Raw genomic sequence first — 14556 nt, forward strand, 5'->3', positions numbered from 1 at the left:
GGAGGCCCGAACCCACTCCCGTTGCAAAGGTAGGGGATGAGGTGTGATTAGGAGTGAAAAGCTAATCGAACCCGGAGATAGCTGGTTCTCCTCGAAAGCTATTTAGGTAGCGCCTCGTATGAATCTTCTTGGGGGTAGAGCACTGTTATGGCTAGCGGGACATCGCGTCTTAGCAAACCATGGCAAACTCCGAATACCAAGACAGAATGTACGGGAGACACACGGCGGGTGCTAACGTCCGTCGTGAAAAGGGAAACAACCCAGACCCACAGCTAAGGTCCCAAATTTCGTGCTAAGTGGAAAACGATGTGGAAAGGCACAGACAGCCAGGAGGTTGGCTTAGAAGCAGCCACCCTTTAAAGAAAGCGTAATAGCTCACTGGTCGAGTCGGTCTGCGCGGAAGATTTAACGGGGCTAAGCACGAAACCGAAGCTTGGGGTGCATAACTTTGTTATGCGCGGTAGAGGAGCGTTCCGTAAGCCTGCGAAGGTGGCTTGAGAAGGCTGCTGGAGGTATCGGAAGTGCGAATGCTGACATGAGTAACGATAATGCGGGTGAAAAGCCCGCACGCCGAAAGCCCAAGGTTTCCTTGCGCAACGTTAATCGACGCAGGGTTAGTCGGTCCCTAAGGCGAGGGCGAAAGCCGTAGTCGATGGGAAGCAGGTTAATATTCCTGCACCTCGCGTGAGTGCGATGGAGGGACGGAGAAGGTTAGGTGTACCCGGCGTTGGTTGTCCGGGGGAAAGGCGGTAGGTTTGGATCTTTGGCAAATCCGGGATCCTTTAAGACCGAGCACCGAGACGAGTCCTTTAGGACGAAGTCACTGATACCACGCTTCCAGGAAAAGCTCCTAAGCTTCAGCTCACGCAGACCGTACCGTAAACCGACACAGGTGGGTAGGATGAGAATTCTCAGGCGCTTGAGAGAACTCGGGTGAAGGAACTAGGCAACATGGCACCGTAACTTCGGGAGAAGGTGCACCCCCTTTGGTGGCCCATGCGGGCTATAGCTGAGGGGGGTCGCAGAAACCAGGCCGCTGCGACTGTTTATCAAAAACACAGCACTCTGCAAACACGAAAGTGGACGTATAGGGTGTGACGCCTGCCCGGTGCTGGAAGGTTAATTGATGGGGTCAGCCGCAAGGCGAAGCTCTTGATCGAAGCCCCAGTAAACGGCGGCCGTAACTATAACGGTCCTAAGGTAGCGAAATTCCTTGTCGGGTAAGTTCCGACCTGCACGAATGGCGTAACGACAGCGGCGCTGTCTCCACCCGAGACTCAGTGAAATTGAAATCGCTGTGAAGATGCAGCGTTCCCGTGGCAAGACGGAAAGACCCCGTGAACCTTTACTATAGCTTTACATTGAACGTTGAGTTCGTCTGTGTAGGATAGGTGGGAGGCTATGAAACCGAGGCGCTAGCTTCGGTGGAGCCAACCTTGAAATACCACCCTGATGTGCTTGACGTTCTAACCTAGGTCCGTAATCCGGATCGGGGACCATGTATGGTGGGTAGTTTGACTGGGGCGGTCTCCTCCCAAAGAGTAACGGAGGAGCTCGAAGGTACGCTCAGCGCGGTCGGACATCGCGCACTGTGTGCAAAGGCATAAGCGTGCTTGACTGCGAGATCGACGGATCAAGCAGGTACGAAAGTAGGACTTAGTGATCCGGTGGTTCTGTATGGAAGGGCCATCGCTCAACGGATAAAAGGTACTCCGGGGATAACAGGCTGATACCGCCCAAGAGTTCATATCGACGGCGGTGTTTGGCACCTCGATGTCGGCTCATCACATCCTGGGGCTGTAGTCGGTCCCAAGGGTATGGCTGTTCGCCATTTAAAGTGGTACGCGAGCTGGGTTCAGAACGTCGTGAGACAGTTCGGTCCCTATCTGCCATGGGCGTTGGAGATTTGAGAGGGGCTGCTCCTAGTACGAGAGGACCGGAGTGGACGAACCTCTGGTGTTCCGGTTGTCACGCCAGTGGCATTGCCGGGTAGCTATGTTCGGAAGCGATAACCGCTGAAAGCATCTAAGCGGGAAGCGCGCCTCAAGATGAGATCTCCCGGGGCACAAGCCCCCTAAAGGAACCATCAAGACTAGGTGGTTGATAGGTCAGGTGTGTAAGTGGGGCAACCCATTGAGCTAACTGATACTAATGATCCGTGCGGCTTGACCATATAACCTCAAGTGGCCTTGGACTCGACGATATCGTCAGAGAAAATCCAATGCCCGCTACGTCACAAGACCCTATGAGAGATTGGCGCCTTAATCCGTTCCTTGGATGGCGACGCTCCAACCCTCTCCCTGGTGAAATTAGCGCTGTGGTCCCACCCGTTCCCATCCCGAACACGGAAGTGAAACGCAGCCGCGCCGATGGTAGTGTGGCTTAAGCCATGCAAGAGTAGGTCATCGCCAGGGGCTTTACCCCTAAACCCCCAGCCCAAAAGGCTGGGGGTTTTTTCTTGCGCCGGTTTCGCCAACAATCGAGCTTCATCTCATGTCAGGGGGCAGTGCGTGAAGCGATCCTGCTTGGTCGGCGCCATGTTGCTCGGAAGTCTGTACTCGCCCGTCTCGGCGGCCGGCCCCGTCTCGGCGGATGCGCAACGCGTGCACGAAGCCGCGCTCGTGCTCGACACCCATCTCGACACGCCCGCCAACCTCGCGCGGCCGGGGTGGGACATCGCGGACGACCATGCGCATGAAGGCGATCTCTCGCAGGTCGACCTGCCGCGCATGAAGGCCGGTGGGTTGGATGGCGGCTTCTGGGTGATCTACACCGGGCAGGGCGCGCGCGACGACGCAGGCAAGCAAGCAGCGCGAAACCATGGACTGGAGCGGCTGGTCGCGATCCGCGAGATGCTCGCCTCCCACGCGGACACGATGGAACTCGCGCTGACGCCGGACGATGCGTTGCGTATCGCGAAGACAGGCAAGCGTGTGTCGTTCATCAGCATGGAGAACGCGGCGCCCCTGGCCGCGGACCCGAGCCTGCTCGTGGCGTACCACCGGCTCGGCTTACGCATGCTGGGGATCACGCATGTGTTGAACAACGATTTCGGCGACTCCTCCACCGATGCGAAGGGCCCCGAATGGGGTGGCCTGAGCCCGGCTGGCAAGGCGCTGGTCGCCGATGCGAACCGGCTGGGTATCGTGCTGGATGCTTCGCATGCAAGCGATGCCGTGTTCGACCAGCTGCTGGAGCAGTCGCGCGCACCCATCGTGCTGTCGCACACAAGCGCGGATGCGATCTTCGATCATCCCCGCAATATCGATGACGCCCGTATCCGCCGTCTTGCGGCCAAGGGGGGCGTCATTCACGTGAATGCATTCGGTGGCTATCTCGTCAGTATTCCCAAGATCCCTGAGCGAGAAGCGGCACTCGACGCGCTGTCGGACAAGTACGGACCGGAGGGCAGGTTGTCCGTCGAAGGGGCGCCGGCCTATCTGGCCGAGCGGCGCGCCATCGACGCGCGTTACCCGGTGAAGCGTGCGACGTTCGATGACTACATGGCGCATCTGCTCCACATCATCAAGGTTGCGGGTGCGGACCATGTCGGCATCGGCGCGGATTGGGATGGCGGCGGCGGTGTCGTCGGTATGGAGGATGTCAGTGCCCTGCCGCTGATCACCCAGCGTCTACTTGCGGCGGGCTACAGTGAAGACGACATTCGCAAGATCTGGGGTGGCAACCTGTTGAGGGTGATGCGAGAGACCCAGGCGATCGCCGCACCCAGCACCGCGGATTGACCGTGCGTCAGCGTGCGCGCGCCGAGCCGACTGCCGGCAGGCCGCATGCGGGGTGCGGGCGTAGAGAGTGACGTGCCTGTTGTTTGAGCGGGAAATGGACTCATGGACGAATCGATCACGCCGCGCCGTTTCGTGGAAGCGCTGCCGCATGACGTGCCCAAGCACTGGTTGCCGGGCAACGAGGTCGTGTCCTCGCTGCTGAACGCCTATACGGTGCTCGTGCCTGCGAATGAGGCCTTCTATATCCGCACGTTGAATGCCTGCCAGTCGCGGATCGCCGACCCGGCCTTGCGGGCACGATGCCAGGCCTTCATCCGTCAGGAAGCGCAGCACGGGGTGGCGCACAAGCGCTACTGGCAGAACCTCGACGCGCAGGGTTATGCCTATCGCGGTTTCGAGCGCGTCGTCGACCGCGTCATCTTCAGGACGATGGATCGGTGGGGGCCCTTATGGCTGCGTGCGTCGCTCGTCAGCTGCGTCGAGCACATCAATGCGTACCTCGGCTACGAGTTCCTGTCCCAAGCCATCCTCTCGGAGGCCGATCCGCGGGTGCGTGATCTGATGGAGTGGCATTTCGCTGAGGAGATCGAGCACCGGGCCGTGGCGTTTGATCTGCTGCAGGCCGTCGCTCCGCGATATGCCGTCCGGCTGGCGGGCGCACTGACGACGGCGGCCCTGTTCTACCTGCTGATGACGGGGCTGGCCATCGCGCTGCTGGCCCAGGACCGGTTGTTGTGGCGCAGGAGTACGTTGCATCAGGCGGTCGAGCATGTCGGGCCCGGCCACCAGATGGGGCGCCGCACGCTCCGGCACCTGTGGAACTACCTGAAGCCCGGCTTTCATCCGGCACAACTGGGGGGCGATGCGGTCGCGGCGGCCACGCTGGCCCGGCAGACGGCGGCACGTCCCCCGGTGGTCGTCGCCATGGGCGCCAAAGCTGAATGAATGCATTCTCTTCGGATGCGAGGCCGTCGGCTCTGCGCTTTCACCAGCGCCAAGCCGTTGAAAATATTGGGGGTTTTCCCAAGGCCTGATGGCGGGGCGATTGTTGCATCGATGGGACAAAGGGAACTTCCCATGTGGTTAGCAGTCGAACCCCCCGACTGCTAACATCCTTGCCCATGAACCAGATCACCTCCACCACCGCCCTGGTCCCCAACAACCTCCCGATCCCCAGCGCCCTGGGTTCGCTCGACGCTTACATCAGCGCCGTGCACCAGATTCCCGTGCTGTCGGTCGAGAACGAGCGCGAGCTCGCCAACCGCTACCGCGAGGACGAAGACCTCGACGCCGCGCGCGAGCTGGTGCATTCGCACCTGCGCTTCGTCGTGCACGTCGCCCGCGGCTACAACGGCTACGGTCTGCCGCTGGGCGACCTGATCCAGGAAGGCAATATCGGCCTGATGAAGGCCGTGAAGCGTTTCGACCCCGACATGGGGGTTCGCCTGGTGAGTTTCGCGGTGCACTGGATCCGTGCCGAAATGCACGAGTTCATCCTGAAGAACTGGCGCATCGTGAAGGTCGCCACGACCAAGGCGCAGCGCAAGCTGTTCTTCAACCTGCGCAAGTCCAAGACCCGCCTCGGCTGGATGAACGCGGAAGAGGTCAGCGTCATTGCGAAGGACCTCAACGTATCCGAGCGCGAAGTGCTCGAGATGGAAGCGCGCCTGTCGGGCCGTGACATCGGCTTCGATGCGCCTTCAGACGAGGACGACGACCATGCGCCGCCGTCGCCGGCCAGCTACCTGGTCGCCCACGACGAGGACCCGTCGCAGGCCTACGAGCGTGCCGACAGCGAGGACAACCAGCTCGAGCTGTTGCGCGAGGGCCTGGCGAACCTGGACGACCGTTCGCGCGACATCATCAAGCGCCGCTGGCTGGATGGCGAAAGCAAGGTGACGCTGCAGGAACTGGCCGATGAGTACGGTATCTCCGCCGAACGCGTGCGCCAGGTCGAAGCCAATGCACTGAAGAAGATGAAGGCCTTGTTCGCTGCCTGATCGCCGTCAGTCGCCGCGCTTCATCGCAGAGAGGCCCCGCAAGGGGCCTCTTTCGTTTTCGCGCATGCATCGGTCAATCAAAATGTGATCCACTACGCCGCAGTCCGGATCGGACGACGACGACACAAGGAGCAGGGCATGCGGTGGGGGATACAGGGGCGCTGGATCGTGGGTTTGACGTGGCTCATCGTGGGCGCTTTCGCGATGACGGCGGCGCATGCCGCGGCAGCGGGGGCGGACGGAGCGAAAGCGACCGACACGCAGGGCCGCATCACGTTCGGCATCGATCGCGAAGAGTACGACGCGCAGGCCCGTGCGGCGATGCAGGTGGATCCGATCGTGGCCAAGCACCTCGGCGCGATCCGCAAGGTGGCACTGGACGAAGCCGCGAGCATGGACGAGCCCGGCCCCGACGTGCTGGTGTTCGATGTCGAAGGCAGCCGCGGCAAGGGGCGCGTCACCGCGCGTTTCATCACCGTGAGCCCCACCGAGGAAGTGCTGGGCCCCGGGACGCTGGTGATGGCGGACGGCGCCACGCACGCCATCGACGGCAACGCCGATGCGCTCGCCGCGGAGGACGAGCACGACCACGCGCATGACGACGAGGCGATGCTCGCGCATGGCAAGGATCTCTTCACCCGCCAGGCACGCGAAGCCGCGCAGCGGTATCCGCTGGTGCAGGAGCATATCGGGCAGATCGACACGTTCACGATGAACGAAATCGGCACGGGTGCCGCGGTCGGCATGAACACGTTCGTGTTCGACCTCGTGGGCAGCAAGGGACGTGGCACGCTGGAGGCCGAGTTCATCACCGTCAGCGCGGATACCGAACGCCTCGGCAAGGGCGTGCTGACGCTGCAGGACGGGCGCCGCCTGCCGTTCGAAGGCGAGCCTCGCGATGCGGACGAGCCCGCAGACGACGAAGACGCGACGTCGCTGTTCGGCGGCATGCAGGACAACATCTTCACCCGCCAGGCGCGCGCCGCGGCGCAGCGCTATCCGCTGGTGCGGCAGCACATCGGCACGCTGTCGGCGTTCGAACTCGATCTGAGCGCAAGCGCCGAGGCCGAAGGCGCGGATGAGTTCGTGTTCGCGGTGGCGGGCGACAAGGGGCGCGGACGCCTGCTGGCCGAGTTCATCACCGTGGATGCCGACACCGAACGCCTGGGCAAGGGTGTGCTGACGCTGGACGATGGCCGCGAACTGGCCTTCGAGGGTGAGGCGCCGTTCCCGGGCGAAGACGAACGCGCCACCGAAACCGATGTCGTGGACGTCGACGAGGACATCGAGATTCCGGAGACCTTTGCGCGCCAGGATGGCATCTTCGTCCTGCAGGCGAACGCCGCCATGCAGGCGCATCCGGTGGTGAAGCGCCATATCGGCGACATCCGCGAAGCGGCATTCGACCGCGAGGCGTCGTGGGCGGCGGAAGGCGAGCGCTACATCTTCGATCTGAAGGGCAGCAAGGGCGCCGGCCGGCTGGAAGCCGAGTTCATCACGGTGGACGCCGACAGCGAGCGTATCGGCGATGGCGAACTCGTGATGGCGGACGGTACGCGCCACCCGCTGGGCGGCCAATGATCAGCGCAAGATCCGGATAGCCGGATCGCCGGCGCGGCACGAACATGGCGTCACGTCCATTGGAATGATGCCATGTCGTTCGTGATCCGGGGCCTGTCTCCCGCACCCTTCCTGCCGCTGTTCGCGCTCGACGGGGTCGCGCTGGCCGCACGCAACATCCGCCGCGTCGTCGCCACCGCCGACCATGGGTTCCCTTGCCGCGTCACGCTTCAGGATGCACGCCAGGGAGATGCCCTGTTGCTGCTTCCCTACGTGCACCACGACGTCGCCGGCCCGTATCGCGGCAGCGGACCGATCTTCGTCAGCGAAGCCGCCCTGCAGACGCCGCCGGCGGAGTTCCGCGACACGCTTCCGCCCACGTTTCCACGGCGCCTGCTGTCGCTGCGCGCATACGACGCGGAAGGCGTGATGCGCGATGCGGAGGTCAGCGAAGGCGTCGATGCGCTTCCGCACCTGCAACGCCTCCTCGATGCGCCGGGCGTCGCCTACCTGCACGTCCACAATGCGCGCCGCGGCTGCTATGCCTGCCGCGTCGATCCTGCCTGATCGTCGTCCTTGCCCAGGATGATCCGCGCGCCGCGCTGGTAACTCCAGTACGCCCAGAACCAGTTCAACAGCACGACGAGCCGGTTGCGGAACCCGATCAGGAAGAACACGTGCGCGGTGAGCCAGAACCACCACGCCAGCAGGCCGGAGAATTTCAATCGGCCGAAGTCGACCACCGCCGCCATCCGGCCGATCGTGGCCAGGTTGCCGTAGTCGCGGTAGCGGAACGCCGCGGGCGACGGGCGTCCCGCCAGCCGCGCGCGCAGCACGGCCGCCACGTGGCCGCCCATCTGCTTGGCCGCCGGCGCGACGCCAGGAACCGGGCGGCCATCCGAGGTAAAGGAGGCGAGATCGCCGGCGACGAAAATGTCGGGATGGCCCGGCACGCTGAGGTCCGGTTGCACGTGGACGCGACCGGCCCGGTCCAGCGGCACGCCGAGCGTGCGCGCCAGGGGAGACGCGGCCACGCCGGCGGCCCACACGACCGTTTTCGCGGGCACGAACACGTCGCCCAAGCGGTAGCCGTCATCATCGATATGACTGACGGGCGTGCCGGTCGCCACTTCCACGCCCAGTTTCTCCAACTGCAGGCGCGCCTTTTCCGAGAGGGCTTCGGGGAACGACGCCAGTACGCGCGGGCCTGCTTCCACCAGGCGTACACGCGCCTGTGAGGGATCGATGTGGCGGAACTCGTTCTTCAACGTATGCCGTGCGATTTCGGCCAGCGTACCGGCCAGCTCGACGCCGGTCGGGCCGCCGCCGACGACGGCGAAGCTGAGCCAGGCCGCGCGCTTCGCCGGATCGTTCTCGGCTTCGGCGCGCTCGAAGGCGAGCAGCAGGTGGCGGCGCAGCTGCAGCGCGTCGTCGAGCGTCTTCAGCCCCGGCGCATGCGCAGCCCATTCGTCGTGGCCGAAGTAGGCGTGCGTCGCGCCAGTGGCCAGCAGCAGGTAGTCGAACGCGAGGGCGTTCCCATCGGCCAACACCACCTGCTTGTCGTGCGGGACGACCGAGGCGACATCGGCCAGGCGTACTTCGACGTTGCGCTGCTTGCGCAGGATGTGCCGCAGCGGTGCGGCGATGTCGGGTGCGGAGAGGCCCGCGGTCGCGACCTGGTACAGCAGCGGCTGGAACAGATGGTGGTTGTGGCGATCGATCAGGGTGATCCTCACCGGAGCGCCATCCAGCGCCCGCGTGGCCCAGAGGCCCCCGAAACCGCCGCCGACGATGACGACGTGGGGAAGTGCTGCGTGCATGCCCGTTTCTCCTGTCACCGCGGGCGATTGTCTCACGGCGTCAGTCGCTGTCGCGGTCGATCAGCGACGTCCTGCGGGTATCGGGCATCCACAGGTACACCAGCAGCGAACACGCGATGCAGGCGCTGACGTACCAGTAGAAGCCGGTTTCCATGCCGGCCCGCTTGAACCACAGCGCCACCATGTCCGCGGTGCCGCCGAAGATCGCCACGGTCAGCGCGTAGGGCAGGCCCACTCCAAGGGCGCGGATCTCCACCGGGAACAGCTCCGCCTTCACCACCGCATTGATCGCGGTGTAGCCGCTCACGATCACCAGCGCGGCCATTACCAGCCAGAACGCCTCGGTGGCGCTCCGCACGTCCTGGAGCTGGCTGAGGATCGGCACGGTGAAAAGCGTGCCGAGCACGCCGAAGGCGATCAGGATGCGGCGCCGGCCGATGCGGTCCGACAGCGCGCCGACGACGGGCTGCAGCAGCATGTAGACGAACAGCGTGGACGCGTTGATCAGGCTGGCCGTTTCGGCGGCCATGCCGGCGCTGTTGACGAGGAACTTGTGCACGTAGGTCGTGTACGTATAGAAGGCCAACGTGCCGCCCATCGTCAGGCCGACCACGCTGAGGACCGCGCGCGGATGCCGCATCAGTGCGCGCAGCGTGCCTTGGGCCTGCTGCTGCGAGGCGCCGGCATCGGATTCGGTGCGCACGAAGGATTCGGTTTCCACCATGTTCCGCCGCAGCCACAGTGCGACCAGCGCGGCCGCGGCGCCGATCGCGAACGGAATGCGCCAGCCCCAGTCGCGCAGTTGTTCGTCGGTGAGGAAAACGCGCTGCAGGACGATCAGTACCGCGAGTGCGACCAGGTGGCCCATCACCAGCGTGACGTACTGGAAGCTCGACCAGAACCCGCGATGCGCGCGCGTGGCCATTTCGCTCAGGTACGTCGCCGACGCGCCGTACTCGCCGCCGACGCTCAGGCCCTGCAGCAGCCGGGCCAGCACCAGCAGTACCGGCGCGGCGATGCCGATGCTGGCATAGCCGGGCGTGCAGGCGATGATCAGCGAGCCCGCGCACATCATCACCACCGACAGCATCAGGGCGCGCTTGCGGCCGTGGCGGTCCGCGTACCGGCCCAGCAGCCAGCCGCCCAACGGGCGCATCAGGAAGCCGACGGCGAAGATCGTGGCCGTCTTCAACAACTGGCTGGTGCGGTCGTCGCCGGGGAAGAACACGTCGGCGAAGTACAGCGAGAACGCCGCGTAGACGTACCAGTCGTACCACTCCACCAGATTGCCGACCGAGCCGCTGAAGATGCTGCGCAGGCGGCGGGTGGGCGTCATCGCATCAGGTGGCGTGTTCGTCATCAGTAGAGGTCCATCGGGTCCACATCCAGCGACCAGCGCGTACGGCGCGCTTCCGGCAAGGCATGTATCTGTGGCAGTGCCAGATCCAGCGTGCGGTGCAGGCTGCGGCGCTCCGGCGAGGAGAGCAGCAGCTGCACGCGATGCAGGCCTGCGCGGCGCGGCATCGGCGCGGGCAACGGGCCATGCAGTTCGAGGGTCGCATCGTGCGCACGCAGGGCCTGCTTCGCGGCCTGCAGGAACTGCTGCGCGGCATCGACGTGTTGGGCTTCGGCACGCAACAGGGCGAGATGCGCGAACGGCGGGAAGCCCGCCATCCGCCGCTGCTCGAGTTCGGCATCGGCGAAGGCGTGGTAGCCGCCGTTGATGAGCGTATCCAGCAACGGGTGGTCGGGATGATGCGTCTGCAGCCAGACATCGCCGCGCTTACCCGCACGTCCGGCGCGACCGGCCACCTGGATCAGCTGCTGCGCGAGTTTCTCGGTCGCGCGGAAATCGGTGGAGAACAGGCCTTCGTCCACGCCCACCACGGCCACGCGGGTGAGATGCGGCAGGTCGTGGCCCTTGGCCAGGATCTGCGTGCCGACCAGGATGCCCGGCGCCTCGCCCAGCTTCGCCAGTTGTTGCGCCAAGCCGTCGCGTTTCTGCGTGGTGCTGCGGTCCACGCGCAGCACCGGCACGTCCTGGAAGGTCTCGACCAGCAACTCTTCCAGCCGCTCGGTGCCGATGCCCTGCGGTTGCAGCGCCAGTCCGCCACAGTCCGGGCAGGCCAACGGTGCCGGTTGGCGTGCGCCGCAATGGTGGCACTGCAGGCGCTTGCCGCCGGCGTGCACCGTCATCGAGGCATCGCAGCGCTTGCAGTGCGCATTCCAGCCGCAGTCGTGGCACAGCAGTACCGGCGCATAGCCACGGCGGTTCTTGAACACGAGCGCCTGCCCTCCGGCGTCGACGGCCTGCCGCAGGGCCTGCAGCGTGTCGGCGAGCAGGCCGGCCTGTTGTGGACGCTTGCGCATGTCCAGCACGCGTACGCTGGGGGGCTGGGCCTCGCCGGCACGCCGCGACAGTCGCAGGTGCGTGTAGCGCCCGCTGCGCGCGTTGTGCAGCGTCTCCAGCGACGGTGTCGCGCTGCCGAGCACCACCGGCACGTCCAGCGCCTTGCCGCGCACCAGCGCGAAATCGCGGGCGTGGTACCGGATGCCGTCCTGCTGCTTGTAGCTGCCGTCGTGTTCCTCGTCGACGATGATCAGGCCCGCCTCCGGCAGCGGCGTGAATACCGCCGAGCGCGTGCCGACCACCACCCGCGCCTCGCCGCGCAGGCAGGCGGCCCAGGTGCGGGCGCGTTCGCCATCGTTGAGGCCGGAGTGCAGCGCGTGCACCGGCACGCCCAGGCGGTCGCGAAAACGCGACAGCGTCTGCGGCGTCAGCCCGATCTCGGGGACCAGTACCAGCGCCTGCCGCCCACGCGCCAGGCAGTCCGCGATGGCCTGCAGGTAGACCTCGGTCTTGCCGCTGCCGGTCACGCCGTCGAGGAGCAGTGCAGCGAAGCCATGCGACGCGATGATGGCGTCCGCCGCCTCGCGCTGCTGCTCATTGAGAAGCGGACCTGCGCGGGGCACGGGAACCGGCATGGTGGCCGGCACGGCGACGCGCTCGGCGAGCCCGCGCTTGGCCAGGGTTCGCGCCGTCGCGCGGCCTTCGTCCAGATGCAGGTCCAGCGCGTCCTCGTCCAGCGGCACGGCGGCCAGCAGATCGGCCAGGCGGCGGGGGCGGCTGCCGCTCCTGAGGCGGTCGCGCTGGGTCAGCCCGGCGTCGGTCAGCCGCCACTGCCAGGCGTGCGTGTCAGGCAGTGGCTCGCCCTGGCGCAGGGCAGTCGGCAGCGCGGTCGCGAACACTTCACCGAGCGGAGCATGGGTATAGCGGGCCAGCCAGTGCAGCGATTCCAGGAGCTCTCCCTGCACGAGCGGCGCGTCGTCCAGCAGAGCCAAGGCTTCGCGCAGCTCGGGCACGTCGTCGGTCCGGGGCTCGACGGAGGCGACCACGCCGACCAGTTCGCGGCTGCCGAACGGCACGCGCACCCGTTTGCCGACGTCCCCGGCGGTCGGGGCATGGCCGGGCGGCGGCAGGTAGTCGAATGCCTGCGGCAGGGGTACCGGCAGGGCGATCCGCAGGACGGGGGAGGGAGGCATCGGGCTCAGTTTATCGGGCGGCCTCGGCAAGGTCAGGTGGTTGTGCAGTTGCACGGTTGTCCTGCCAATTTCTTGACGAAATTCACGCAAGTACTGATCCGGCAAGGAGAATTGGGTTTATCCACATCTGCTGTGGATAAATCTGTGCATGGCGCTGATGCTTCACGGCGCGATGACGTACCTGCAAGCCTTCCAGTCAGGTTGGCGAAAAAAGCACCAACGCCAATATTCCTTTGAAATTCAATAATTTAATCGTGAAACCCAGCTGAAACATGGCGAGTGCCGCCGGGTCCACCGGGCTGCGTGACGGTTTGGTGACCGCTGTGCACAACGCATTTTCGTGGAAACCCTTGTGGCGCCGGGGAGAGCAGGTTCCGGCGCGCTGTCAAGCGTCCATACGGCCCCGCAGGCTGTCTATGATCGGACTGTCGAACCCCGGTTTTCGCATGGCCCCGAACCCCCCGTCCGAAGCTCCGCCCGCCGCTCTGGCCGCCTTCCTGCGCGGCTGCGAACGGCGGGGTGCTGTCTTCGCCGCGCTCCAGTGCGGCGACGCCGAACGCGGCGACGTGGCGCTGGCCGCGGCCCTGCGGGCGTTCCGTGCCCATGCGGCCGAACTGCCGATGGCCGCGTGGCCGGCGCGCTTCTGGAGCCTGCTGGTCGCGGCGCCACCGCTGCGAGCCGAATCCCCCGTCGCACATCGCGCGCCGGCGATGCAGGCGCTCGCCGGTATCGCCGCGCCCGACCGCGCTGCCTTGCTGTTGCGGCTGGCGGGCGGGCTGCAGGAAGACGAGGCGGCCGGCGTGCTGGGCCTGTCCACCGACGACTACCGGGCCGCCCTGACGCGCGCCTGCCCCCGGGATGCCACCGGGCGTCCGGATGCCGAGGCCTGGCGCCGCCTGGCCGAGGCGGTCCAGGTCCATCTGCGCGACCTGCCGCCCGAGCGGCTGGCCCGCCTGGCGCGTTTGCGCGAGGATGCGCTGGCGGGCACGCGGGTGCCGCCCGCCGCCACCGCACCTTCGCCCCGCACCGCCGTTCCCGTCAGTACGCCGCGCCGGTGGCCTTGGGTCGTGCTGGTCCTCGCGCTGATGGCGGCCGCCCTGGCGGCCACCTGGTGGCCCGGCGCGCCGTGGGCGGACCTGCTGCAGCCGGCGCCCACGCCCGTGTCCGAGACGGTGACCCTGACCGATCCCGACATCCTGCAGGAACCGTTGCCGCCGGCCGAACCACCCGCCGCGCGCTTCGACGCGGAAGAAGCCGCGCGCACGGATCGCGATGCACCGATGCGGATGGATCCCGAGGCGGCCACGCTGGTGCCGCAGGCAGATTTCCTCGCCTGGTACATCGTGCAGCGTGCAGCGACGGCGGCGGCCGAGGTCGCACCGGAGCCGTCGCCGCCACCCGCGCAGGCCGATGAAGACGCGGAAGCGCCCACGGCCCAGGCCGTCGTGGTGCCGGACCCGCCGCGACCCTGGGAAGCGCTCACCCGCCAGCGTGCCGACTACGCGGCCTGGCAGGCGCTGGAGGAAGCGGACCGCGCGCGCCTGCGCGCAGCGGCGCGGGATCTCGCGATGCAGCCCGCGGACGCGCAGCAGGCGCTGCGCACGCGTTTCGGCGCGCTCGATGCCATGGAGCATCGTGGCTGGCGGCTGGGCCCCGTGCTGGGCGCGGTGTGGCCGCGCCTGCAGCCGCTGTTCGCCTACGTACCGGCGCGCGAGCGCGAACCGCTGCTGGCGTTGCTGCGCCAACTGGATGCCACCGCGCTGGACGACCTGGCGGCGCTGGCCCAACGCACGCCGCCGCAGGAGCGCGACCGCTTCCGCCACGCGCTGATCCGGGTGCCTGCCGGCCAACGCACGGCATGGCTGCACGCGCGCCGCGAACGCTGATGCG

9 protein-coding genes and 2 rRNA genes (1 of these 11 cut by a window edge) are annotated in these 14556 nt (G+C 66.0%); 8 read left to right on the forward strand and 3 right to left on the reverse strand.

The window, feature by feature from the left end:
* From BLT45_RS02850 to BLT45_RS02880, 7 genes are all read left to right on the forward strand, one after another.
* A 23S ribosomal RNA gene (locus BLT45_RS02850) occupies positions 1-2173 on the forward strand; it begins 706 nt to the left of the window's first position.
* A 126-nt stretch (positions 2174-2299) separates the two neighbouring features.
* Positions 2300-2414, forward strand: a 5S ribosomal RNA gene (rrf, locus tag BLT45_RS02855).
* A gap of 123 nt (positions 2415-2537) precedes the next feature.
* On the forward strand, positions 2538-3743 hold the full coding sequence (locus BLT45_RS02860) for a membrane dipeptidase (protein WP_093294882.1): 1206 nt from the start codon (positions 2538-2540) through the stop codon (positions 3741-3743).
* Positions 3744-3845: 102 nt separating this feature from the next.
* Positions 3846-4688: a metal-dependent hydrolase gene (locus BLT45_RS02865; protein ID WP_093294885.1), complete on the forward strand. Its 843-nt coding sequence runs from the start codon at positions 3846-3848 to the stop codon at positions 4686-4688.
* Between the two features lie 176 nt (positions 4689-4864).
* Positions 4865-5743 carry an RNA polymerase sigma factor RpoH gene (rpoH, locus tag BLT45_RS02870; RefSeq protein WP_093294888.1) on the forward strand — a complete coding sequence of 293 codons (879 nt, stop codon included), beginning with the start codon at positions 4865-4867 and terminating at the stop codon, positions 5741-5743.
* A 174-nt stretch (positions 5744-5917) separates the two neighbouring features.
* The gene (locus tag BLT45_RS02875; protein ID WP_093294891.1) at positions 5918-7324 is read left to right on the forward strand and encodes a hypothetical protein; all 1407 of its coding nucleotides are present in this window, start codon (positions 5918-5920) and stop codon (positions 7322-7324) included.
* Positions 7325-7396: 72 nt separating this feature from the next.
* On the forward strand, positions 7397-7870 hold the full coding sequence (locus tag BLT45_RS02880) for a DUF1203 domain-containing protein (RefSeq protein ID WP_093294893.1): 474 nt from the start codon (positions 7397-7399) through the stop codon (positions 7868-7870).
* On the opposite strand, the gene BLT45_RS02885 is transcribed toward BLT45_RS02880, so the two are convergent.
* The 3 genes from BLT45_RS02885 to BLT45_RS02895 all read right to left on the reverse strand — a co-directional run bounded on the left by BLT45_RS02885 (position 7843) and on the right by BLT45_RS02895 (position 12666).
* A complete protein-coding gene (locus tag BLT45_RS02885) occupies positions 7843-9096 on the reverse strand; it encodes an FAD-dependent oxidoreductase (protein WP_093298412.1) in 1254 nt (417 codons plus the stop codon). The two genes, BLT45_RS02880 and BLT45_RS02885, sit on opposite strands and share 28 nt — an antisense overlap.
* 67 nt (positions 9097-9163) lie before the next feature.
* Complete coding sequence (locus BLT45_RS02890; RefSeq protein WP_093294896.1) at positions 9164-10483, reverse strand: MFS transporter; 1320 nt, start codon at positions 10481-10483, stop codon at positions 9164-9166.
* Complete coding sequence (locus BLT45_RS02895; protein ID WP_093294899.1) at positions 10483-12666, reverse strand: primosomal protein N'; 2184 nt, start codon at positions 12664-12666, stop codon at positions 10483-10485. Before BLT45_RS02895 ends, BLT45_RS02890 begins: the two co-directional genes overlap by 1 nt.
* A gap of 446 nt (positions 12667-13112) precedes the next feature.
* Between BLT45_RS02895 and BLT45_RS02900 the strand changes: the two genes are divergently transcribed.
* On the forward strand, positions 13113-14552 hold the full coding sequence (locus BLT45_RS02900) for a hypothetical protein (RefSeq protein ID WP_093294901.1): 1440 nt from the start codon (positions 13113-13115) through the stop codon (positions 14550-14552).
* Positions 14553-14556: the final 4 nt, after the last annotated feature.

Origin of the sequence: Pseudoxanthomonas sp. CF385, from assembly GCF_900104255.1 — a bacterium.
In the GTDB taxonomy this organism is placed as follows: Bacteria; Pseudomonadota; Gammaproteobacteria; order Xanthomonadales; family Xanthomonadaceae; genus Pseudoxanthomonas_A.